Below are 22,223 nucleotides of genomic sequence, written 5' to 3'. Positions count from 1 at the left end.
TCTGTCAGGTTAATTACAACGTGCAGACGACAACCCTTTCAAAAAATTGCCGCCTGCCTGTTTTAGGTTGGATACATGCGTAAAGGAAAGTTAAGCAGTGACGCGCCATTCGGGACGTTATTAGGCTATGCGCCGGGTGGCGTGGCGATTTACTCTTCAAATTACGGCAGTCTCGATCCGCGTAAGTACCCGGAAGATGCGGATTTTCGCAGCTATATCGGCAATGAATACATGGGCCACAAGTGGCAATGTGTTGAGTTTGCCCGCCGTTTCCTGTTCCTCAACTATGGTTTCGTTTTTACCGATGTCGGCATGGCGTGGGAGATCTTCTCCCTGCGCTTTTTGCGCCAGGTAGTGAACGATAACATTCTGCCGTTACAGGCCTTTTCCAACGGTTCGAAACGCGCGCCGCGAGCCGGAGCGCTGCTTATCTGGCAAAAGGGTGGGGAGTTTCATGAGACCGGCCACGTAGCGGTGATCACCCAGCTTCTGGACGATAAGGTCCGTATCGCGGAGCAGAACGTCATTCACTCACCATTGCCGCTTGGGCAGCAGTGGACGCGCGAACTGCGTTTGAGCGTCAAGAACGGGTGCTACACCATTCATGACACCTTCAACGACACTGAAATTCTCGGCTGGATGATCCAGACGGACGACACGGAACACAGCATTCCCCAGCCGGAAATCGACGGTGCGCTGTTGAAAATCAGCGGCGCGCGGCTGAAAAACAAACGTCAGTTCGACGGTAAATGGCTTAACGAAAATGACGCGTTGCAGCAGGCATATGTCCGCGCGAACGGCCACTTTATCAATAAAGATCCCTGCCAGTACTTCACCATTACCGAAAGCGCCGAGCAGGAGCTGATCAAAGCGACTAACGAACTGCACCTGATGTACCTGCATGCGACCGACAAAGTGTTGAAAGACGACAACTTACTGGCACTTTTCGACATCCCTAAAATTCTCTGGCCACGTCTGCGCCTCTCCTGGCAGTGGCGCCGTCACCATATGATTACCGGTCGTATGGATTTCTGCATGGATGAGCGGGGCATCAAGGTTTACGAGTACAACGCCGACTCCGCGTCCTGCCACACCGAGGGTGGACTAATTCTCGAAGAGTGGGTGAAAAACGGCTATCGCGGCAACGGACATAACCCGGCGGAAGGGCTGCTGGAAGAGCTAACCGGGGCCTGGAAACACAGCCATGCGCGTCCGTTTGTGCATATCATGCAGGACAACGATGTCGAGGAGGATTATCACGCGCTGTTTATTCAGCGTTCTCTGCTGCAGGCCGGGTTTGAAACCAAAATTCTGCATGGGCTCGGCGCACTGAGCTGGGATGCTGCCGGACAGCTGATTGACGACGAAGGCCGTCACGTGAATTGCGTGTGGAAGACCTGGGCGTGGGAAACCGCGATCGAACAGATCCGCGAGGTGAGCGAAACCGAGTATGCCGCCGTGCCGATCCGCACCGGACATCCTGAAGGTGAAGTGCGCCTGATTGACGTCCTGCTGCGCCCGGAGGTGCTGGTGTTTGAACCGCTGTGGACGGTTATTCCCGGCAACAAGGCAATCCTCCCGGTACTCTGGCAGCTGTTCCCGAATCATCGTTACCTGCTTGATACCGATTTTGAGGTTAACGACCTGCTGAAACAGACCGGCTATGCCGTTAAACCGATTGCCGGACGCTGCGGCAGCAATATCGATCTGATCAGCCCTGAGGATGAGCTGCTTGATAAATCCAGCGGCAAGTTTGTCGACCGCAAAAACATCTACCAGCAGCTGTGGTGCCTGCCAAACGTTGATGGCAAGCACATTCAGGTCTGTACCTTTACCGTGGGCGGTAACTACGGCGGAACCTGCCTGCGCGGCGACGACTCGCTGGTGGTGAAGAAAGAGAGCGATATTGAGCCATTGATTGTGGTGAAAGATGAATAGCCTCCGCAGAGCGTAAGCAAAGATCCGCAAGCGACCCTTGCGGATTTTTTTTATCCGTGAGCGAAACCTTCAGGCGTTAGCGTGCGAACTATTATTCATACAGCACCTTTTTCTCTGATGGAGCCGCCCATGAAACGTTTGAATACCTTGTTAGCCGCCGCCGTTCTGAGTCTTTCCCTTTTCACCCTTAGTGCCCATGCTGCCCTTGAAGCCGGTGCGAAAGCGCCGGATTTCAGTTTGCAGGGGGCGCTTGGCGGCAAACCGCTCACCTTCTCTCTTCAGCAGGCGCTGCAGAAAGGCCCGGTGGTGCTCTATTTCTTCCCGGCGGCATTTACCAAAGGCTGCACCCTTGAGGCTCATGCTTTCGCTGAAGCGACGGATGACTTCAGGAAACTGGGCGCAACCGTGGTGGGGGTAACTGCCGGGAATGTCGATCAGGTGGATGAATTCTCGAAGCTGGAGTGTCGCGATAAATTTGCCGTTGCGGCTGACCCTGGCGCGAAAGTGGCAGCCGAATACCAGACGTTGATGCAGATGAACGGTAAAACGGTGTCTGACCGTACCTCATTCGTTATCGCGCCGGATGGCAAAATCCTGCTGAGTTATACCGATCGTAACCCTGACGAGCACATCCAGAAAACCATGGATGCCGTGAAAAAATACGCAAATTCGCACTCGTAATTTAGCCGCCGGGGTTTGCTATGTTAACAGCCATGCTGGCCGCCTTTGTGGGCGGCATTATTCTCAACTTTATGCCCTGTGTGTTCCCGGTCATTTCCCTTAAGGCGTTAGGGATTTTACGTCATCAGGGTGATACCCGGAGCGCGCGCACCGAAGGGATTGGGTTTCTGCTGGGTGTGATTTTTACCATGCTGGTCTTAGCAGGCGTACTGCTGGCGCTGCGGGCGGGTGGAATGGCTGTTGGCTGGGGGTTCCAGCTTCAGTCTCCGCTGGTCATTGCTGCACTGGCGCTGGTTATTCTGGGGGCGTCACTGAACCTGCTCGGTGTGTTTGAGGTGGGGCTACCGCTTCAACGAGCAGGGGAAATCTCGGTCGGGCGCGGCGCCTTTACCCGCTCAGCATTAACCGGTGCGCTGGCGATTGTGGTCGCGACACCGTGCTCAGCGCCCTTTATGGCCGGGGCGGTAGGGTATGCGCTGGTGCAGACTCCGGCCGTTTCGCTGGGTATTTTTCTCGCGCTGGCACTCGGGTTCGCGGCACCGTTTACGCTGATCTCACTCTTTCCGGCTATTGCCGAACGCTTGCCCCGACCAGGTGCCTGGATGGATATCCTTAAGCATGGTCTGGCATTCCCAATGCTCGGTGCCTTTGCCTGGCTGGTGTGGGTACTTACACAGCAGGCAGGTACGACGGCGTTGGCGGCTCTGCTTGCGAGTGCGGTGGTGGTGAGCTTTGCGGCGTGGTTGTACGGTATGGCACAGCGCAGACGCTATACCGGTCAGCCCTATAAAGTGCTGTTGGCGGTCACTGCGGTGCTGTTGATTGCGGCTATCGGCCCGCTACCGGGTGTGATGCACACCCAGTCCTCTCAGCCGGAAGTGCTGAGCGCAGAAAACATCACGCGGGTAACGTGGTCACCGCAGACGGTAGAAAAGATGCGCGGGCATGGCAAAGCCATTTTTGTGGATTTTACGGCGTCGTGGTGTATCACCTGCCAGGTGAACGAGCGAACGTCACTCTCAACCGCGGCGGTGAAACAGGCCCTGGCCGAAACGGGAACGGTTTATATGGTGGCGGATTCCACCAGATTTAACGCCGATATTGATGATGCGATGAACACCTTCGGGCAGGGTGGGTTACCTCTCTACGTGGTTTACCCTGCAGATGGTAGCGCACCGAAAGTGCTTCCTCAGGTTCTGACGCCATCAATTGTCGTTAACGCCCTGAATCAGGCATCCGGTAAAAAAGCATGAGGTAACTGCCATGGCGAAAAATGGATAGCGGTTTAGCGCCGCGTGAAGCCTGGCCCGCGCTAATGGCTCGCGCTCAGGCGGGCGAACGCGAGGCTTATACACAGTTGTTGCGGGCTATCGTCCCGGCGATCCGGGCGATTGTTCGCAAGCAGATTTCCGACAGCGTGCTGGTGGACGACGTTATTCAGGACGTCCTGTTGACGGTTCACCGGGTGCGGCATACCTACGATCCGGCCTGTCCTTTTTTGCCCTGGTTGATGGCTATCGCCCGGGCCAGAACCGTTGACGCATTACGCAGGCGTGGCCATCACTGGCTACGTGAAACGGGTGATGGGCAGATTGCAGAGGAGGTCTCTGACAACACCCCGGAAGATGAAGAAAGGGAAGAAGAGTTGGCGATGATATTAGACCAGCTTCCTTCGCGTCAGCGCCAGATTGTGGAGCATATCCATCTACAGGAATTGAGTCTTGCGGAGGCTGCTGCTCGTCATAATTTAAGCATTGCTGCCGTGAAATCGTTACTACACAGAGCACTAACCAACCTTCGCCGGATGGGAGCGAACCATGGCCGATCATAATCTTTTAATTGCAAAACTCAGTCAGGATGCCAGTCCGATACGTCGGCCCTGGGCAAGCAACCGACGCGTTGTCGCGTGGCTGCTGATGGCACTGCCGTGTGGCTGGTTAAGCAGTCTGGTATTTCAGCGTGTGGCAACGGACTGGACGCAATCCGGCGCAATACTGGCGGCGTTTCAGCTTATTCTGGCATTTGTCATGGGGACACTGGCCATTCGCAATGCGTTTCTGCTGAGTATTGCCGGGCGTAAGCTGTTGGGCTGGAAAGGGTTCGCACCGTTGATTGCACTCTGGCTGGGGGGCGTGGTGTTAAGCCTCGGACGGACGCATATTCAGGCCCATCATCCCGACGAGGTGAATTGCTATCTGTTTATGATGGCGGTCAGCACGCCAATGGTCGCGATTGTGATCGCGTATTTACGCAGAACGCGGACGCTGTATCCGTTGCGCACGCTAGCTATCGCTGGAGCGGGGGTGTCCTGTATGGCGCTGACGTTACTGTCATTTTGCCATCCGGTGGAGGTACATCCATTGGATTTTCTGCTGCATGTGGCGGCGGGAGTGACGATTGTGGCGGCGACAATGGCTATTGGATGGCGGTGGGTCAGAGTAAGGTGAATTCAAACGCATCGCCGGAGCGTGATTGCATTGCTCACAGCGGTAATTATCTTATATTTTTTTTCGATACTCTTCTGTAGTGGACTACTGATATATATTTTTTGTGAATAATTTCGTGTGTGTTAAATGATCTTGTAAATGAATTAATGTTGCACGCCATGCTGGGTGTGCATGCTATTTTAAACATACTCATTCCCTTCCAATCTCTCATTTTTTTTAAAAAGTACAAAATCAGATATTTCACGAGTTAGGTGAGATTTTGCTCGATTTCATCTCTAAGTTAAATCGGTCGCTTACTAAGCAGCCTTATCCCATGGGGTTTACATGGATGTCTTAAAGAAAATTCTTATAAATCAGAATGATGATCTTTTTGTGTTAAATTTGAATTTGTAACTTTCTGTTACATATTTTCATTTCCAGTCCCGTAGGGAACGTTCCTACACTCACCGCTAGTGGGTCTTATCCGAAATTTTTTATTTCAGAGAAATACCCAAAATACAGTGTCGACATGCTGGTGAATAGAATGCGCTCGCTTTTAACTCCGGGATTTTGATTCTCGTCGGATTATGTGAACCAGGAAGATGTTCTGGCTGGGTTTGCCATTCTTATTAAATTCTCGCTGGTATTGATCGTTTTTATAACTCCATAGAACAGGGACAGCTATGTCTAACTCTTCCTATCAATCCGAAATTCCCAAGGCACGTATTAATCTAAAACTGGATCTGCATACCGGTGGCGCGAGTAAGAAAACGGAGCTTCCTCTGAAATTACTGGTGGCGGGCGATTTCAGTCATGGCCAGGAGTCCGCGTCATTATCCGAGCGTAAAAAAGTTAATCTCAACAAAAATAACTTTGACTCTGTGCTTTCCGAATATTCCCCAAAAGTAAATCTGACCGTCAAAAACACGCTTGCCGGTGATGGCAGTGAAGACAATATCAGTCTGACATTCCAGAGCATGAAGGATTTCACACCGGAACAGGTCTCACGACAAATTCCACAGCTGAAGGCGATGCTGTCCATGCGTAATTTGCTGCGTGATTTAAAAGCAAACCTGCTGGATAACCAGGCATTCCGAAAGGAGTTGGAAAAAATTCTCCTCGACCCGGAATTAAGCGCAGAACTCAGAACTGAGCTGTCAGCTCTGGCACCGAAACAGCCATAACGGTCACGTTGTTCAAACGGATTAATAAGGAAGATGTTGATGTCTGTAAAAAATGAGAATGCCGCTGGTGGCGAGAGTGTGGTGCTTGAACGTCCTGCAGCTGGTGGGGTTTACGCGTCTCTGTTTGAGAAAATCAATCTGAACCCGGTGTCTGAACTGAGTGCACTGGATATCTGGCAGGACGCGCAGGCGATGTCGGATGCGACTGCGGATGAGCGTTTAACGGCGGGAATGCAGGTGTTTCTGGAGTGCCTGACAAAATCGGGCTCAAAAGTTGAAAAACTCGACAAAAACCTGATTGACCATCATATCGCAGAGCTGGACTACCAGATTAGCCGTCAGCTTGACGCTGTCATGCACCATGAAGACTTTCAGGCGGTAGAAAGTCTGTGGCGCGGCGTTAAATCCCTTGTCGACAAAACCGATTTCCGCCAGAACGTGAAAGTCGAACTGCTTGATATGTCTAAAGAAGATCTGCGTCAGGACTTCGAAGACAGCCCGGAAATTATCCAGAGCGGATTATATAAACAGACATACATTGATGAGTATGACACGCCGGGTGGAGAGCCTATTGCTGCGCTGATTTCCGCATACGAATTTGACGCGTCTGCACAGGACGTTGCCCTGTTGCGTAACATCTCGAAAGTCTCAGCTGCCGCGCATATGCCGTTTATCGGCTCTGCAGGTCCGAAATTCTTCCTGAAAGATACCATGGAAGATGTCGCGGCCATCAAAGACATTGGTAACTACTTCGACCGCGCGGAGTACATCAAGTGGAAATCGTTCCGCGAGACGGATGATTCCCGTTATATCGGCCTGGTGATGCCACGCGTGCTGGGACGTCTGCCGTATGGCCCGGATACCGTGCCAGTGCGGAGCTTCAACTACGTGGAAGAAGTGAAAGGCCCGGATCACGATAAATACCTGTGGACCAACGCATCCTTCGCCTTTGCATCCAACATGGTTCGCAGCTTCATCAACAACGGCTGGTGTGTACAAATTCGTGGCCCGCAGGCCGGTGGTGCCGTTCAGGATCTGCCAATCCATCTGTACGACCTGGGCACCGGTAATCAGGTCAAGATCCCGTCAGAAGTGATGATCCCGGAAACCCGCGAGTTTGAATTTGCGAATCTGGGGTTCATTCCCTTGTCCTACTACCGCAACCGCGACTATGCGTGCTTCTTCTCTGCGAACTCTACCCAGAAACCGGCGCTGTACGACACCGCTGATGCTACCGCCAACAGCCGCATCAACGCCCGTCTGCCGTACATTTTCCTGCTGTCGCGTATTGCGCACTACCTTAAGCTGATTCAGCGCGAAAACATCGGCACCACTAAGGATCGTCGTTTGCTGGAACTTGAGCTCAACACCTGGGTTCGCGGTCTGGTGACGGAAATGACCGATCCGGGGGATGAGCTGCAGGCGTCACACCCGCTGCGCGATGCGAAAGTGGTGGTAGAAGACATCGAGGATAACCCGGGCTTCTTCCGCGTGAAGCTGTTTGCTATCCCGCACTTCCAGGTGGAAGGGATGGACGTCAACCTGTCACTGGTTTCCCAGATGCCGAAGGCCAAGTCGTAAGGCGAGGGAAAATCAGGGATGAAAATATATCGTCCGTTATGGAACGAAGGGGCCTTGCTGGCCCCACAACAGTTCCAGCAGCAGTCTGAATGGGAGGCGTTTTCCCGTGCAGGCCTGTCCACGTTGACCAGCCCCTTCCCGTGGGGGGTCGAACGCGTGGAACTGAATGAAGCGCTCCTGGCTTCCGGACGAGTACAGGCGCAGTCGCTGCGCCTGTGGTTGCCGGATGGCACGCTGATTGATACCCAAAGTAGCGATCTGTCGCCAGAGCCTCGCGAAATTCTGCCTCCGAATTCCGGCCGTACGGACAGCGTGACCGTGTTTGTCGCTCTGCCGGTCATGCAGCCAGGGATTGTGAACGTTCAGACCGATACGGTGCCTGCGGAGCGTCCGCTGCGCTATCGCGAAGAGTGGGTGACGGTTCAGGATGCCTTCGGACAGGAAGAAGAGCCGATGGCGGTGGCCCGATTTAATCTGGCATTCCGCTTCGATCACGAAAGTAACGATGCCTGGCAGACCTGTGCTGTCGCTCGTCTGCTGCGTGACGGGCAAGGTGCATGGCGTCAGGATCCTGATTTTGTGCCGCCGATGGTAATGTTCTCAGCGAGCAATCTCCTGCGTGAACGTCTGGTCTTGCTGAATCGCCAGTTGCGTTCCCGCCGTCAGCGTCTGATGGCAATGCGTCGTGAAAGTAACGATCGCATGGCGGATTTTGCCGTGGCGGACGTCTCTCTGTTCTGGTTGCTGAATGCGCTGAATACCCATGCCCGCGTGCTGACTGAGTTCGAACGCTTCCCGGCCCGGCATCCTGAACAGGTTTGGGCTGAACTGGTGCGCCTGGCTGGCAGTATGTTGACGTTCTCACTGGACCGCGATCTGGATGCCATCCCGGGATACGACCATCAGGTACCGGAAAATACCTTCCCACCGCTGTTTGAGTTGATCAGTGAACTGCTGGAAGCCAGCCTGCCGTCGCGTGTTGTTGCCGTGAACATGACCCGTCAGGACGAGCAGACCTGGAAGGCGGTACTGCACGATATTCGTCTGCGCGAAGAAGCCGATTTCTACCTGTCTGTCCGTTCGAATCTGCCTGCCTGGCAGGTGGCCGAGAAGTTTGCCGAAATGGCGATGGCCGGTACACCGGACGATGTGGGGCAGATTTCCGGTGTGGCGATGGAAGGCATTGGTCTTATCCCTCTCAGCCGCGTGCCTGCGGCATTGCCGGTGCGCCTGGAAAATCAGTACTTCGTGCTGGATATGGAGAGTCGTGCGGCGCATGACATGTTGGAGCAGGGCGTGTGCCTGTTCTACGTACCGTCACTGCTGGGTGAGCTTGAACTTGAACTATTTGCGGTGCTGCGCTCATGAGAAAGGATATCGATATCGACAGCCTGATGGCGGACACCTGGCTTACCGTGGCGCAGCTGCGTCACGGTGCCAGGGCACCGGATGGGCAGGCGCTGTATAAAAACTGCTGCGTGCAGGTGGAAAGCGTTCGTGAAGCACTGGAGCGGGCCGGTTATGACAGCGAGAGCATCACGCATATTTCTTATGCGCAATGCGCTTTGCTGGATGAAGCGGTGATGAACCGTAAACCTGTCGTTGCTGCTCCTGAAGCGGATGCTGGTGAATCTGGGTCTGAAGGGGGGCAGAAGAACGATGTGGACGAAGGTATCAAAGCCTGGCGTGCTGCACCGCTGCAGGCCCGTTACTTTGGTTCGCTGCGTGCGGGCGGCGCGTTATACGACCGTATTGCTGAAGTGCTGCGCCAGCCGTCTCCGGTCCCGGCTGTGCTGACCTGCTACCAGCGTGTTCTTGCGCTGGGGTTCCAGGGGCAGTTCAGCCTCTCCGGCGTCGGGCAGGAGCAGCGTGAAGAAGTCATTGCTGCCCTGAATGAGCGAGTGCCACCTCTGGAGACCGGTGTGGATCTGGTCGTACAGAAAACCGGAAAACGTCGTTACAACCTTCTGCGTTCCGTGTGGTTCTGGATAATCCTGGCCGTGGTGCTCACGGTGCTGGTCTGGGCGGGTGGTCACCTGTGGTTGCAGGACCTGCTGCACCAGCAACTTCCGGAGCTGCTCTGATGCGAAGATCTGCACTACTACGGGCTGTATTTCCGGTGCTGATTTGCCTGGCTGCTGCACTCTGGGTTCTCTGGGGATTTCTGAATATCTCTGCGCTGTTCAAAAGCGCGCTGACGCTCGCAGGGATCATTTTAGCCTTGCTGGTGATTCGTCGCCGCTATCGTCGTCAGCAGCCTGCCGGGAAGCAAGCCGATGAGGGCGTGTATCCTCCATCTGGTTTTACCGGGCCAGTTTTGTTGGTGTGCGGCGATCTCAGCGATCACCTTTTTACGGAAGGTGGGTGTCGTACCACTGCGCAGGGCTGCTATCTGAACGTCGGTGCAACGGATCAGTTAAGTAAATTTGCCGATCGCTTACTGGCGCGTGAGCCTCGCATGGCCGGACAACTGGTGGTGATGTTCCGCTGCCTGCCGGATTTGCACGAGGATGAAGGATTGCTGCGTGCCTCCCTGAAAGTGCTCCGCCAGCAGGTGAAACAGCTGAAGAATCTTTCTGGCTACCTGCCGCCAGTTGTACTGGTGGGTGAGTTTTCCGGCCCAGAAACACCGTGGATTGTGATCCGGGGTAAAACTCCGCTGGTCTGCCCGGCGGATGAACCGGCGCTGACGCTGGATGAGTGGCGGGCTCTTCCGCAAAACGTGACTCGTCTGCCATATCTATCCCATGCTATGAGCATGTTACAACAGGTGGTGATGGATGAGCTGACCAAAGTGGACAGTCTGTGCCCGGCCGTCACGCCGTTTGCGGTGGTTGTTCGCAGTGGCTCTCTTCGTACTCTTACAGAGGCTGTCTGGCCACAGTGGTTGTTCCGCCATTCGAAATTGCTCCCTCCAGTTGCAACCGCGACGTATCCCGCACTGTGGCACTTTGCAGACCCTGTTCTGCCTTTGCTTGCACCTTTTGCCATGCCACTTCAGGGCGGGAAAACCGGGCGTCGGGTGGTGATGTTCCTGCTGTTCTGCATTGTCAGTGCACTTGGTCTGTCTGTGCTACATAACCAGTCCCTAATCGGGCGTATCGCCTCCGATCTGCAGCGCTGGTATGCCATTCCAATGACGCACTACGCACCGAAGGCGCAGTCCCTGTATGCCCTACAGCAGGACGCTTTACTGCTGGAACGCTGGCAGCGCCAGGGCGAGCCGCAGCGTTATGGTCTGGGACTCTATCCGGGCGATCGCCTGTGGCTGAGCGTTCAGCAGGCCATCGATACCTACGTACCACCTCCGCCGCCGCCAAAACCAAAAGTGGTGCCGAAAATTGTTCGCCTCGACAGCATGTCGCTGTTCGACTCGGGCAAATTCGAGCTCAAATCCGGCTCCACCAAACTGCTGGTCAACTCGCTGGTGGGCATCAAGGCCAAACCAGGCTGGCTGATTGTCGTGTCCGGGCATACCGATAACACCGGCAATCCGCAACTGAACCAGACGTTGTCCCTTAAGCGTGCCGAAGCGGTACGCGACTGGATGCGTGACACCGGTGACGTGCCGGAAAGCTGTTTTGCGGTGCAGGGCTATGGCGAGAGCCGCCCGGTCGCAACCAATGACACCCCGGAGGGCAGAGCGCTCAACCGCCGTGTCGAAATCAGTCTGGTACCGCAGGCAAATGCCTGTCAGATACCCGGCAAAACCTCAGCGTCATCGCAGGATGATGACGTTTCTCAACATTAATGGAGTAAATCCGATGGCAATTCCTGTTTATCTTTGGCTGAAAGACGACGGCGGTGCGGACATCAAAGGTTCTGTGGACGTTCAGGATCGTGAAGGCAGCATCGAAGTGGTTGCACAGCAGCATAACCTGTACATCCCAACCGATAACAACACCGGCAAGTTGACTGGTACCCGTATCCACACCCCATTCCTGTTCACCAAGGAAATCGACTCCTCCAGCCCGTACCTCTACAAGGCTGTGACCACCGGTCAGACCCTGAAGTCTGCGGAATTCAAGTGGTACAAGATCAACGACGCTGGCCAGGAAGTGGAGTACTTCAACACCAAACTGGAAAACGTGAAAGTTGTGAAAGTGAACCCTGTGATGCACGACATCAAGGATCCTTCTTTCGAGAAGCACAACCACCTCGAGCAGATCGAACTGCGTTACGAAAAAATCACCTGGACCTACAAAGACGGCAACATCATTCATTCCGATTCCTGGAATGAACGCGCTACTGCGTAAGTCGCATGCGGACAGGGCCCTGTCCGCAGTTTTTTGCTGAGCGTCCGCTGGCATGGGCGCTCAGCAAAGAATCACACAATCTGCCTGCCTGACCTGATGCGCTTTGGGTTCCTGATGAACAGGGAACAGCGAGGGGCGGTAGCGTGCCCGGGAATCATCAAGAGAGAGAAAAATGGAAAACTCAGCCGTCCTGTTACGTCGTCTCAATCCTTACTGCGCTCGTGCGCTGGAAGGCGCTGCCTCCCTGTGCCAGACTCGCGCACACGCGGAAATCCTGCCGGAGCACTGGTTGCTCAAGCTGCTGGAGCAGGTCGAAGGCGACCTCACGGTGCTGGCGCGCCGCTACGAGTGGGACATGGACGGTATATGGCAGGCACTGCTGGGATGGCTGGATGGGCTTCCGCGCTCGGTTCGTAGCAGCCCGCAGCTTGCCGACTCTCTCAATACGCTGTTGAAACAGGCGTGGATTGCGGCCTCACTGCAGGGTGAAGAATACATTCGTAGTCAGCACTTGCTGATGGCGCTAATTGAAAGCCCGAAGTTGATCCACTGTGATGGCCTGTGGCCACTGCTTACCCTGGGTCAGAGCCAGCTGGAGCGCCTGCGCCCGCTGCTGGATGCGCAGTCCGACGAGCGCCCGGAAGTGCAGCAGGAAGCAGAGCAGGTACAGTCTTCCGCTGGCGATGCGGAAATTATTGGCCGCCCGGTGGGTAACGAAGTGAAAGAAGGTGAACTCCGTCCGGCATTGCAGAACGCACTGGATAAATTCACCCTCGACGTTACCGCCAAAGCGAAAGAGGGCAAGATCGACCCGGTCTTTGGTCGTGATACCGAAATTCGCCAGATGGTGGACATTCTCTCCCGCCGTCGCAAGAACAACCCGATTCTGGTGGGCGAACCTGGCGTCGGCAAAACGGCGCTGGTCGAAGGCCTGGCGCTGCGTATCGCCGAGGGCAATGTGCCGGAATCCCTCAAGCCAGTGGTACTGCGCACCCTGGATCTCGGCCTGCTGCAGGCGGGTGCAGGCGTGAAGGGCGAATTCGAGCAGCGTCTGAAAAACGTCATTGATGCCGTGCAGCAGTCACCAGTGCCAATCCTGCTGTTTATTGACGAAGCCCACACTATCATTGGTGCCGGTAACCAGGCCGGCGGCGCGGATGCGGCGAACCTGCTGAAACCCGCGCTGGCACGTGGCGAACTGCGCACCATTGCGGCCACCACCTGGTCTGAATACAAACAATACTTCGAGCGCGACGCCGCCCTGGAACGCCGCTTCCAGATGGTGAAAGTCGACGAGCCGGACGATGACACTGCTTGCCTGATGCTGCGCGGCCTGAAATCCCGCTACGCCGAACATCACAACGTGCATATCACAGACGATGCGGTCCGTGCCGCGGTCACGCTTTCACGTCGCTACCTGACCGGCCGCCAGTTGCCGGACAAGGCGGTTGATCTGTTGGACACCGCCGCTGCGCGCGTGCGTATGAGCCTCGACACTATGCCGGAACAACTGACCCGCATCCGCGCGCAGATTACCTCTCTTGAAATGGAGAAGCAGGCGCTGCTGGAAGATATTGCGGTCGGCAATCAGTGCCACGGTGAACGCCTGACCGACATCGAGCAGGAAGAGAACGACCTTATCGTCGGGCTCGACGAACTGGAAACCCAGTACGGTCAGGAGCTGAAACTCACCGAACAACTGCTGGAATGCCGCCAGGACATCTCCCGCCAGAGCGAGACCCACGCGCTGCAACAGGAACTCAATCAAATGCAGCGCAGCAACCCGCTGCTCTCCGTTGATGTGGACGTACGCACCGTTGCCACCGTGATTGCCGACTGGACGGGCGTACCACTCTCCTCGCTGATGAAGGACGAGCAAACTGAGCTGTTAACCCTGGAAAATGAAATTGGCAAACGCGTGGTTGGGCAGGATGTGGCGCTGACCGCCATCGCCCAGCGCTTGCGTGCGGCGAAAACCGGGCTTACGTCCGAGAACGGTCCGCAGGGCGTGTTCCTGCTGGTTGGCCCGAGTGGCGTCGGTAAGACTGAAACTGCGCTTGCACTGGCAGACGTGATGTACGGCGGTGAAAAATCGCTGATTACCATCAACCTGTCCGAGTACCAGGAGCCGCACACTGTTTCCCAGTTGAAGGGCTCGCCTCCGGGTTACGTCGGTTACGGACAGGGCGGGATTCTCACTGAAGCGGTGCGTAAGCGCCCTTACAGCGTGGTACTGCTCGATGAAGTGGAAAAGGCGCACCGAGACGTCATGAACCTGTTCTATCAGGTGTTCGATCGCGGTTTTATGCGTGATGGAGAAGGCCGAGAAATCGACTTCCGTAACACCGTCATTCTGATGACCTCGAATCTTGGCAGCGACCACCTGATGCAGTTGCTCGACGAACAGCCGGAGGCCACCGAAGGCGATCTCCACGAACTGCTGCGTCCGATACTGCGAGACCACTTCCAGCCGGCGCTGCTTGCCCGCTTCCAGACCGTGATTTACCGCCCGCTGGCGGAAGCGGCTATGCGCACCATCGTTGAGATGAAGTTCGCACAAGTCAGCAAGCGCTTACATCGCCACTACGGCCTGACCACGCAAATCGATGAAAGCCTGTATGACGCGCTCACATCCGCTTGCCTGCTTCCTGATACCGGAGCGCGTAACGTCGACAGCCTGCTCAACCAGCAAATTCTGCCGGTGCTTAGCCAGCAGCTGCTCAGCCATATGGCGGCGAAGCAGAAACCGACTTCACTGACGTTAGGGTGGAATGAGGAAGAAGGGATCGTGCTGGTATTTGACGAACCGGCTACTGAGCCTGTCAGAGGATAAACGCCATGAGTGATTCAGTGATTACCCTGGAAAAGGAAAAAATCGACGAACTTCTGGGGATGTCCCGCTACAAGCTGAACGTTCACGAGTGCCCGCACTTTCTGGATGTCTTCAATTTCAAAGCGGAGGAGAAACTCAGCGAACCGTGGCACTACACCGTTAAAGTGACCTGCACCGCTGGCGATATTGCCAGCGACAGCATGTTGCTTAAACCAGCGTCGTTCACGTTTCAGGTTCCGTTGTATAACGGTCTGCCTGCCACGCCTGTGCGTACCGTCTATGGTGTGGTTGAGACATTCCAGCGTCTTTCGACTTCGGCGGATGAAACGTACTACACGCTGAAAATTGTGCCGCGCATCGCGCTGTTACAGCACACAAAACGCAGCGAGATTTACCTCAATCAGTCCGTTGTGGAAGTCGTGGAGCAGATCCTGCGTTCTCACGGGCTGGAAGGGGCTGATTTCGAATTCCGCCTGTCGCAGGCTTATCCGGCACGCGAGCTGATCACCCAGTGGCGCGAAACCGACCTTGAGTTCGTGCAGCGCCTGCTGGCAGAAGTCGGGATTTTCTGGCGCTTTGAAATGGACGCCTGCCTTGAACAGGATGTGGTGATTTTCCAGGACAGCCAGGAGCAGTATCAGTTTGGCGTCACCCTGCCGCTGATCCAGCCGTCACGCACCAGTGATAACGGCCAGCTCAGCGTCTGGGATATCAAAACCGGGCATCTGGTGGTGTCTGAAAGCGTTGCCAACCGCGACTACAACTACCGCGAAGCGCTGACGCCGCAGGACAGTTCCGCGTCAGTCAGCACGACGGATGGCCTCACCACGGGGGAGGTATATCACTACGCCGAGCCTTTCCTGAGTGAAGGGGATACCGACACCCCGGAAAGCGGGGCGTATTATGCCCGTCTGCGTCATGAACGTATTCTGAATGCGCAGCAGGCGGTCACAGGGAAAACGACCAGCCCGGTGCTGGCACCGGGTGAAGTACTTGAGCCGCAGGGCTCACTGCCAGCCAGCCTGAAAGACGGTATCGTCATTACGGGTGTGCAGAGCAGCGGGTCGCGCAAAAAAAGTTTTCAGATGACCTTTACCGGGCTCCCTTACAGCGAAGCCGTGTGCTACCGCCCGCCGCTGCATAACCGCCCGGTGATCGCCGGAACGTTGCCCGCGCGTGTGGAAAGCACCGAGAAAGGCGATACCTATGCCTGGTTGGACAATCAGGGCCGCTACCGCACGAAGCTCGACTTTGACCGCAGCAGCAGTGAGCAGGGCTATGCCTATCTGTGGCTGCGTATGGCGAAGCCATATGCTGGCGACAACTACGGCTTCCACGCACCATTGCTGGACGGTACCGAAGTCTCGGTGATGTTCGACGCGGGCGATCCCGATCGCCCGTATATCGCCCATGCCCAGCACGATTCGGAACATCCTGATCACGTTACTGACGATAACCACACGCGCAACGTTCTGCGAACGCCTGCAAACAACAAACTCCGCCTGGAAGACAAGCGCCAGGAAGAGCACATTAAGCTCGCGACGGAGTTTGGCAAGACCCAGCTCAATATCGGCCACCTGGTCGATGCCCGGCGTGAACAGCGCGGTACCGGCTTTGAACTGCGCACGGATGAATTTGGTGCCGTGCGTGCCGCCCGCGGTGTTTACCTGACAGCGGATGCCCAGACCAAAGGCCAGGGGCAGGTGCTGGAGATGAACCCGGCAGTCAGTCAGATTACCCAGGCCAACAGCGAAATGCAGGCGCTGAACGGCGCAGCCGAACAGGCAAAAGCGCTGACCTGCGATATTCAGACGCAGACCAACCTGATCCAGAGCCGCCTGAAAGATTTGCAGTCGGCAGTGGTGCTGGCCTCTGCCCCGCAGGGGGTGGCCCTGACCTCCGGCGAGCATCTGCAGCTGACCAGCGCAAAAAACACCATGGTCACCGCAGGCCAGCATGTCGATATCGGGGCAATGAAAAATGTCACGGTGAGCGCTGAGCAGTCTCTGGGGCTGTTTGCCCATAAGGCCGGGGCGAAAGTTATCGCCAACCTGGGCAATGTTGAAGTTCGCGCACAGCACAGTACGCTGGAAATGAGCGCCGACCAGCAGTTCACGGTCACCAGCAGTCAGGATGAAATCACCATCAGCACCCCGAAAGCCCTGACGCTGAATGGCGGGGGGTCTTACCTCAAGCTGAGTGAAAGCGGGATTGAGCACGGGTCTAACGGGGATTTCATTACGAAAGCCGCAAGTTATGAAGTGCCGGGCTCCGGAAATAACCTGCCTGTTGAGGCACCTGACTTTAATGTGACTGACATTTCGCAAATGAAAAATGTCACTAGCAAATCACTGAGTGATTGATATTACTCTTGAAGTAAAGATTGTTGTCATAAAAGAATAAATAACGATAGATGAGTTCCCTATGGTGCAAAGCTAATGGCTATTTTCTACGGCCTTTATTATTGAGAGGGTTTTATGATTTTTAAAAAGAAATGTCTTGGTCAGTTTGCTATTCTGGTGGTGTTTATTCTTTTTTCGAGACTGTCTTATTCTTCTCAATTAGATTCAGCAGAGAAAGTTTTGAATTATTTTTATCACTCTTACATTAGTGAGGATAAGGCTGCGAGCTCTGATCTTGTTACTACCTATGTTCTAAGTGATGTTATTAAGAGCGTGAACAACTCGTCTCTGTGCAACTATGATTCTGATGATTCAGCAAGTGGTGAGGACCTGGAAAAAATGTGTGCTAAAAAAAGAGATTGCAAAAGTAGTAAAGGAGATTATATCTGTAATTGGGATGGTGTCTGGGTTGAGACCGATGTTAACTATTTTACAAAGTCTCAGGATATTTATCCTACCTGGAAAAAAGTTATTAACATAACTCCTCTAAAGAAAAGTGACGCTAGTGCTGATTTTAAAGTGTCTTTAGGAAAGTATCCGGAGCCTGTAATGCGGTTAAAAGTTTCATTAGTACCTGTTGAACGCAGCTGGAAAATTAGCCGTGTGACTAAATATTAAAAAGGCTGATAATATGTGGGATAAAAATCGTTCAATCGGCTATGTCAATAGTCATGCTGAGCCCAGGAGTCTGGGTAAATGTGCTGCGTACGTTAGAAGAGCAACTGAAGCAGGTGGGGTACATATTCGAATCCCTCCTCCCAGAATAGGAAATTCTGCGTCAGCATGTGACTATGGCCCCTCTTTTGTCGAGGTAGGATTCAAGGTTGTATATACCTACTCAGGAAACGGCTCTGTTGATACTGCAATTATTCCAGGCCAACAAGCTGGTGATGTCGTTGTTATTCAACCTATTGACGGTCATCCGCACGGACATATCGCAATCTTCAATGGTACTAACTGGGTATCGGACTTTGTGCAACTAAGAGGATTTTATCCGGGTCAGCTTTATCGGAATACAAAACCAGCTTTTGTAATGTATCGCTATGGGGCGACGGAACAAACAGCAACACAACCTGAAAACAGTCAACCCGGCAAAATAAAAATCTGTTACCCGATAAAAAAACAAAACGGTCAGGAATTTGTTCCAGTAGAAGACATTCTTGCGCACCTGGATGGCGAACCGACGGGAACCTACATGCTGGGCCGCAACGGCATGTGGCATGGCGGTATTCATATTACCAACACGACTACGCCGTGGTGTGCGCTGAGTGGCAAGGCTGCATCTGAAGCGGTCGATTTCCCCGTGCCTTACAAAGGCGAACAGGCCGTGCGCTGTATGGCGGATGGTGAGGTGGTTGCTTACCGCATTTGCCGCGATTACGTGGATGCACCATGGGAAACTGGGCCGATGAAACTCTCCGGTTCGTTTGTGCTGGTAAAGCACTACGTTCAGCCGGGAGAGGAAAAAGAAAGCGGCCTGCATTTCTACACGCTTTATATGCATCTGGCTCCGTGGTCTGCGTACAGCGCAAGTGACGGGAAAAAGCAGTGGACGGTCAACGACAGCCTTTCGGCCTATAAGCCGGAATGGCTGCTGAGTGCCGGTGCTGACAGCAAAAGTGTGAATGATTCGTACCGGGTGGCGACAATGCCAAAAGGTTCCCGGGTGGAGTGGGATGATGCCGATACAAGCCTGAGAACGACAAGCGCAGGGCGTAGTTACGGGCTGGTGACTTTCCTGGGGCTTTCCCCGGAAGACACAAAAAGTAAAACCAAACTGCAACCGGGCCAGCAGTACTGGATTCTGGTGGACAAGAAAAACGTCATTCCGGTAAAGGGAGAAGCCACCCGTCCGGCCTGGTGGACACAGCTTCTGCCACCTTTCACACAGACCATGCTGTTTGACAGCGTGGCGTGCCCGACGCCGTATGCGATTAAGGCTGGCGATGCCGTTGGGCACCTCGGGTATTTCCAGGCCCCGAAAGAGGGAGGATATGAATCCCGCTATCAGGTACATATCGAGTGTCTGAGCATGGATGACAATCTGGAAGCTTTCCTGAAAAACCCGGAAAAAGTCGGACAGGCAACTCCGCTCTGGCTGAAGTGTCCGGCAGGTCTGCCGCTGTATGAGAAAAACGTGAAAACGGGTGCGTTCACTAACGAAGGCAGAACGAGTGATGGCGAAGCTATTCTGAAGCTGAGTCAGGTGAAAACGGAGCAGGATGCGAAGAAGAAGGCATTTTATTACCTGCCGTTTGCCCACGGCTATGTTCCAACTGACGGCAAAGGTGTGGAAAAACTTTCGCAGTACGATTTTGAAAAGCTGGGTTTTAAAACCATTATCGATGAAGCCACCACCTTCGACCATCTGGACGGCAAAACACCGCCGGATGGTCTGGTGAAAAACATTTTCGAGACTCTGTTGGCCGCAGCAAAAGCAGACCCGAGAATGAGCCACAGCAGCGTGCCGTTTAACTACCAGCGGCTGTTGAACAAGATAGAAAGCAGAGAGACGCCGTATTCCCCTCAGGAATATCTGAGTGCCGTGCAGAACCCGTCATACCGTGATGCCAGAAGCAAACTTATCGTGAAGCATCCGAGTGAGTGGTACTACAAAAAGGGTGATACCATCTGGCAGCCGTTCCTGAAAAACCTGACCAAAGATGCACCGGAGTGGAAGACCTACAGCGAAGGATATATCGATAAGATGGTCTGGATGCAGGAGGCGGCGAAAGAGAAGCTGGGGCCGATGATATGGCATATGCATCCGGTGATGTTTTTGGGGGCGTTACTGAAGAGCAAAACTGGATGGGCGCACAGTAAGTTTGCAGATTTTCTTGGAAATGTTGAATCTAAGAATGACTACACGGCTTATAATGTTCATGTGACTTATACTCCGCATTACAAGACAAACCTTACGGCAATGACTTTACAGCAAGTACGAGATTGTCAGGATGATGCATCATCTAATGGATTATTTGCGACTGGAAGGTTCCAGATTACACCTGATGCATTGAAAGCAGCAATAAAATCATTGGGTTTAAATACAAATGATTTATATAACGAGGCTATGCAAGATAGAATATTTGAGGGTTATTTAATTAAAGTAAAACGCCCGGCTATAATCAACTATCTTGAAGGGAATGGCAGCGTAGAGGATGCGATATACGATTGGGCAAAAGAGTTCGCTTCAGCAGGTGTTCGCAAAGGTAAAGAAATTAGTCGCTCGAAGACGGAGTTCGAAAAAAATGATGATGGTAGTTTCAAAAGAGATAAGAATAATAAAAAAATAGGCGTAAGGCGCTATGCTCAAAGTGAGGGTGTTTCTTATTATTCTGGTGATGGAATAAATAAAGCACATATCAAGCCAGATGATATGGTCAGAGTTCTTGAGGAGTCAAAAAATGAAAGTAGTTAACATTCTGTTTGTTTTCTTTGTTTTATTCTCATTTGATGCTTTTTCTGAGGATGGTTCAAGTCCAAAGTTTTCAGATTATTCGACTGTGATTAGCTCTGGTCCATTCGTGAACAAAGTTGAGCTAACGGCAGTTCAGCGAGGCTTCTCGGCTGATTGGCGTTCGCTTATCGAGAATGAGTTGGTTAAACCAGTAAATTTTTCTGGGCATTATCGTCTGGTGATCAGTAAGGGGGGGGTATTATCAAAAGAATGCGGAAATGATGGTTGGGTTTGCGGATGGGTTATCGATAAAAAAACGGGAAGGGTTGTATCTACTCTACCAGAATTTAATGGCAATACTAAATACTTCGCTACTATTGACAACGGAACACCATCTCCTGATTCATTTTCTATCGAATACTACCCAAATAGTTCTTTGGTATGGGTATCTGGACAGAACAAACCAGAAAATGGGGATTTTAAACAAACTAAGTGCGCCAATGCTGCCTACAAATACAATGCTAATACATTTAGCGTGGTAACATCGTCACGGTGCGAAATTGACACTGGTGATGATGAAGGCGCAGATAAATACCTTCCTTGACTATGCTGTTGAGGGGGGCTGAAGACAGGCGTATTCACTAATAAAGGTCTAGCGAAAGACGGCGGAGCAATCCTGAAGCTGAGCCAGGTGAAAACAGAGCAGAATGCGAAGAAGAAGGCATATTATTACCTGCCGTTTGCCCACGGCTATGTTCCAACTGACGGCAAAGGTGTGGAAAAACTTTCGCAGTACGATTTTGAAAAGCTGGGTTTTAAAACCATCACCGATGAAGCCACCACCTTCGACCATCTGGACGGCAAAACACCGCCGGATGGTCTGGTGAAAAACATTTTTGAGACCCTGCTGGCGGCAGCAAAAGCAGACCTGCAAATGAGCCACAGCAGCGTGCCGTTTAACTACCAGCAGCTGCTACAAAGAAAGACATGAAAGTCATCTATCAAAAAATTTATACAATAATAGAATCCCGAAATGTTCCCGATGTCGCTAAAAATTTCGAGTTGGCACAAAAGAGCTGGCTTGTTTCTCGTGAGAACTGGTGTGATGTTCAGGGTTTTATGATTGGCTCTCCAATGTATAGCGTATTTCGTATGGATATGAATATCTCGAGAGTCGATGATTTAAATGACTTGCTGGACCAAATTCAAAATTAATACTTTTTCGTCTGTCAGGTTTTTAATTTAAAAAGGTTTCCATAATGCTACCCATTATCCGTAAAGGCGACAAAACAACTCACGGCGGTTCAGTATTAACCTGTTCTTCCACAATGAAGTTCGGCGGCATTGGTGTCGCTCGTAAAGGCGATAAAGTGACATGCCCGGTTGAGGGGCACGGCCCGACAACCATTGTCGAAGGCAATCCCAATTATCTTGATAACGGCGTCCCCGTTGCCTTTCATGGCCATAAATGCGGGTGTGGCTGCACGCTTATTAGTTCGTTTTCTGCAGGAAAGGTTGGCTGAAA

19 protein-coding genes are annotated in these 22,223 nt (G+C 53.2%); all 19 read left to right on the top strand.

What is annotated here, in order from left to right; genetic code table 11:
* Positions 1-75: 75 nt before the first annotated feature.
* The 19 genes from gss (at position 76) to AAHF05_RS18920 (ending at position 22,221) form a co-directional block, all read left to right on the top strand.
* Positions 76-1,938 carry a bifunctional glutathionylspermidine amidase/synthase gene (gene gss, locus AAHF05_RS19010; protein WP_129324649.1) on the top strand — a complete coding sequence of 621 codons (1,863 nt, stop codon included), beginning with the start codon at positions 76-78 and terminating at the stop codon, positions 1,936-1,938.
* Positions 1,939-2,067: 129 nt separating this feature from the next.
* The gene (locus AAHF05_RS19005) at positions 2,068-2,619 is read left to right on the top strand and encodes a peroxiredoxin (RefSeq protein WP_028019669.1); all 552 of its coding nucleotides are present in this window, start codon (positions 2,068-2,070) and stop codon (positions 2,617-2,619) included.
* A gap of 20 nt (positions 2,620-2,639) precedes the next feature.
* A complete protein-coding gene (locus tag AAHF05_RS19000) occupies positions 2,640-3,872 on the top strand; it encodes a protein-disulfide reductase DsbD (RefSeq protein WP_129324648.1) in 1,233 nt (410 codons plus the stop codon).
* A 20-nt stretch (positions 3,873-3,892) separates the two neighbouring features.
* Entirely contained in the window at positions 3,893-4,450 is a 558-nt protein-coding gene (locus AAHF05_RS18995) for a sigma-70 family RNA polymerase sigma factor (RefSeq protein WP_129324647.1), read from the top strand.
* Positions 4,437-5,066, top strand: coding sequence for an NrsF family protein (locus AAHF05_RS18990; protein WP_049005029.1), 630 nt, complete (start codon positions 4,437-4,439; stop codon positions 5,064-5,066). Before AAHF05_RS18995 ends, AAHF05_RS18990 begins: the two co-directional genes overlap by 14 nt.
* Positions 5,067-5,728: 662 nt before the next feature.
* The gene (gene tssB / locus AAHF05_RS18985; protein WP_028019673.1) at positions 5,729-6,229 is read left to right on the top strand and encodes a type VI secretion system contractile sheath small subunit; all 501 of its coding nucleotides are present in this window, start codon (positions 5,729-5,731) and stop codon (positions 6,227-6,229) included.
* Between the two features lie 33 nt (positions 6,230-6,262).
* A complete protein-coding gene (tssC, locus tag AAHF05_RS18980) occupies positions 6,263-7,810 on the top strand; it encodes a type VI secretion system contractile sheath large subunit (RefSeq protein ID WP_028019674.1) in 1,548 nt (515 codons plus the stop codon).
* Positions 7,811-7,828: 18 nt separating this feature from the next.
* The gene (gene tssK, locus AAHF05_RS18975) at positions 7,829-9,178 is read left to right on the top strand and encodes a type VI secretion system baseplate subunit TssK (RefSeq protein WP_028019675.1); all 1,350 of its coding nucleotides are present in this window, start codon (positions 7,829-7,831) and stop codon (positions 9,176-9,178) included.
* Positions 9,175-9,894, top strand: coding sequence for a type VI secretion system protein TssL, short form (gene tssL / locus AAHF05_RS18970; RefSeq protein ID WP_129324646.1), 720 nt, complete (start codon positions 9,175-9,177; stop codon positions 9,892-9,894). Before tssK ends, tssL begins: the two co-directional genes overlap by 4 nt.
* Positions 9,894-11,561, top strand: a complete 1,668-nt coding sequence (locus AAHF05_RS18965; RefSeq protein WP_129324645.1) for an OmpA family protein — start codon at positions 9,894-9,896, stop codon at positions 11,559-11,561. The genes tssL and AAHF05_RS18965 overlap by 1 nt, the downstream gene beginning before the upstream one ends.
* 13 nt (positions 11,562-11,574) lie before the next feature.
* On the top strand, positions 11,575-12,066 hold the full coding sequence (hcp, locus tag AAHF05_RS18960; protein ID WP_028019678.1) for a type VI secretion system effector Hcp: 492 nt from the start codon (positions 11,575-11,577) through the stop codon (positions 12,064-12,066).
* 172 nt (positions 12,067-12,238) lie between these two features.
* Positions 12,239-14,899 (top strand): type VI secretion system ATPase TssH, encoded by a 2,661-nt coding sequence (gene tssH, locus AAHF05_RS18955; protein ID WP_129324644.1) that lies wholly within the window; start codon positions 12,239-12,241, stop codon positions 14,897-14,899.
* 5 nt (positions 14,900-14,904) lie between these two features.
* The gene (locus tag AAHF05_RS18950; protein WP_129324643.1) at positions 14,905-17,262 is read left to right on the top strand and encodes a type VI secretion system Vgr family protein; all 2,358 of its coding nucleotides are present in this window, start codon (positions 14,905-14,907) and stop codon (positions 17,260-17,262) included.
* A gap of 114 nt (positions 17,263-17,376) precedes the next feature.
* On the top strand, positions 17,377-17,919 hold the full coding sequence (locus AAHF05_RS18945) for a DUF3828 domain-containing protein (protein WP_129324642.1): 543 nt from the start codon (positions 17,377-17,379) through the stop codon (positions 17,917-17,919).
* A gap of 13 nt (positions 17,920-17,932) precedes the next feature.
* The gene (locus AAHF05_RS18940) at positions 17,933-20,719 is read left to right on the top strand and encodes a hypothetical protein (RefSeq protein ID WP_206737114.1); all 2,787 of its coding nucleotides are present in this window, start codon (positions 17,933-17,935) and stop codon (positions 20,717-20,719) included.
* Complete coding sequence (locus AAHF05_RS18935) at positions 20,706-21,302, top strand: hypothetical protein (RefSeq protein WP_129324641.1); 597 nt, start codon at positions 20,706-20,708, stop codon at positions 21,300-21,302. Before AAHF05_RS18940 ends, AAHF05_RS18935 begins: the two co-directional genes overlap by 14 nt.
* An 87-nt stretch (positions 21,303-21,389) precedes the next feature.
* The gene (locus AAHF05_RS18930; protein ID WP_129324640.1) at positions 21,390-21,689 is read left to right on the top strand and encodes a hypothetical protein; all 300 of its coding nucleotides are present in this window, start codon (positions 21,390-21,392) and stop codon (positions 21,687-21,689) included.
* Complete coding sequence (locus tag AAHF05_RS18925) at positions 21,686-21,913, top strand: DUF1311 domain-containing protein (RefSeq protein ID WP_129324639.1); 228 nt, start codon at positions 21,686-21,688, stop codon at positions 21,911-21,913. Before AAHF05_RS18930 ends, AAHF05_RS18925 begins: the two co-directional genes overlap by 4 nt.
* A 44-nt stretch (positions 21,914-21,957) precedes the next feature.
* Complete coding sequence (locus AAHF05_RS18920) at positions 21,958-22,221, top strand: PAAR domain-containing protein (RefSeq protein ID WP_129324638.1); 264 nt, start codon at positions 21,958-21,960, stop codon at positions 22,219-22,221.
* Positions 22,222-22,223: the final 2 nt, after the last annotated feature.

Source organism: Enterobacter adelaidei (genome assembly GCF_041937165.1).
GTDB lineage: Bacteria > Pseudomonadota > Gammaproteobacteria > Enterobacterales > Enterobacteriaceae > Enterobacter > Enterobacter adelaidei.
This window is presented reverse-complemented; position numbering and strand designations above follow the sequence as displayed.

What these genes read in the sequence shown, in the direction of transcription:
- AAHF05_RS18945 (WP_129324642.1), top strand. Translation starts at nt 17,377, where the DNA reads ATGATTTTTAAAAAGAAATGTCTTGGTCAGTTTGCTATTCTGGTGGTG.
- tssC (WP_028019674.1), top strand. Translation starts at nt 6,263, where the DNA reads ATGTTGATGTCTGTAAAAAATGAGAATGCCGCTGGTGGCGAGAGTGTG.
- AAHF05_RS18990 (WP_049005029.1), top strand. Translation starts at nt 4,437, where the DNA reads ATGGCCGATCATAATCTTTTAATTGCAAAACTCAGTCAGGATGCCAGT.
- AAHF05_RS19000 (WP_129324648.1), top strand. Translation starts at nt 2,640, where the DNA reads ATGTTAACAGCCATGCTGGCCGCCTTTGTGGGCGGCATTATTCTCAAC.
- AAHF05_RS18935 (WP_129324641.1), top strand. Translation starts at nt 20,706, where the DNA reads ATGAAAGTAGTTAACATTCTGTTTGTTTTCTTTGTTTTATTCTCATTT.
- AAHF05_RS18965 (WP_129324645.1), top strand. Translation starts at nt 9,894, where the DNA reads ATGCGAAGATCTGCACTACTACGGGCTGTATTTCCGGTGCTGATTTGC.
- hcp (WP_028019678.1), top strand. Translation starts at nt 11,575, where the DNA reads ATGGCAATTCCTGTTTATCTTTGGCTGAAAGACGACGGCGGTGCGGAC.
- AAHF05_RS19005 (WP_028019669.1), top strand. Translation starts at nt 2,068, where the DNA reads ATGAAACGTTTGAATACCTTGTTAGCCGCCGCCGTTCTGAGTCTTTCC.
- AAHF05_RS18950 (WP_129324643.1), top strand. Translation starts at nt 14,905, where the DNA reads ATGAGTGATTCAGTGATTACCCTGGAAAAGGAAAAAATCGACGAACTT.
- gss (WP_129324649.1), top strand. Translation starts at nt 76, where the DNA reads ATGCGTAAAGGAAAGTTAAGCAGTGACGCGCCATTCGGGACGTTATTA.
- tssB (WP_028019673.1), top strand. Translation starts at nt 5,729, where the DNA reads ATGTCTAACTCTTCCTATCAATCCGAAATTCCCAAGGCACGTATTAAT.
- tssH (WP_129324644.1), top strand. Translation starts at nt 12,239, where the DNA reads ATGGAAAACTCAGCCGTCCTGTTACGTCGTCTCAATCCTTACTGCGCT.
- tssL (WP_129324646.1), top strand. Translation starts at nt 9,175, where the DNA reads ATGAGAAAGGATATCGATATCGACAGCCTGATGGCGGACACCTGGCTT.
- AAHF05_RS18925 (WP_129324639.1), top strand. Translation starts at nt 21,686, where the DNA reads ATGAAAGTCATCTATCAAAAAATTTATACAATAATAGAATCCCGAAAT.
- tssK (WP_028019675.1), top strand. Translation starts at nt 7,829, where the DNA reads ATGAAAATATATCGTCCGTTATGGAACGAAGGGGCCTTGCTGGCCCCA.
- AAHF05_RS18940 (WP_206737114.1), top strand. Translation starts at nt 17,933, where the DNA reads ATGTGGGATAAAAATCGTTCAATCGGCTATGTCAATAGTCATGCTGAG.
- AAHF05_RS18920 (WP_129324638.1), top strand. Translation starts at nt 21,958, where the DNA reads ATGCTACCCATTATCCGTAAAGGCGACAAAACAACTCACGGCGGTTCA.
- AAHF05_RS18995 (WP_129324647.1), top strand. Translation starts at nt 3,893, where the DNA reads ATGGATAGCGGTTTAGCGCCGCGTGAAGCCTGGCCCGCGCTAATGGCT.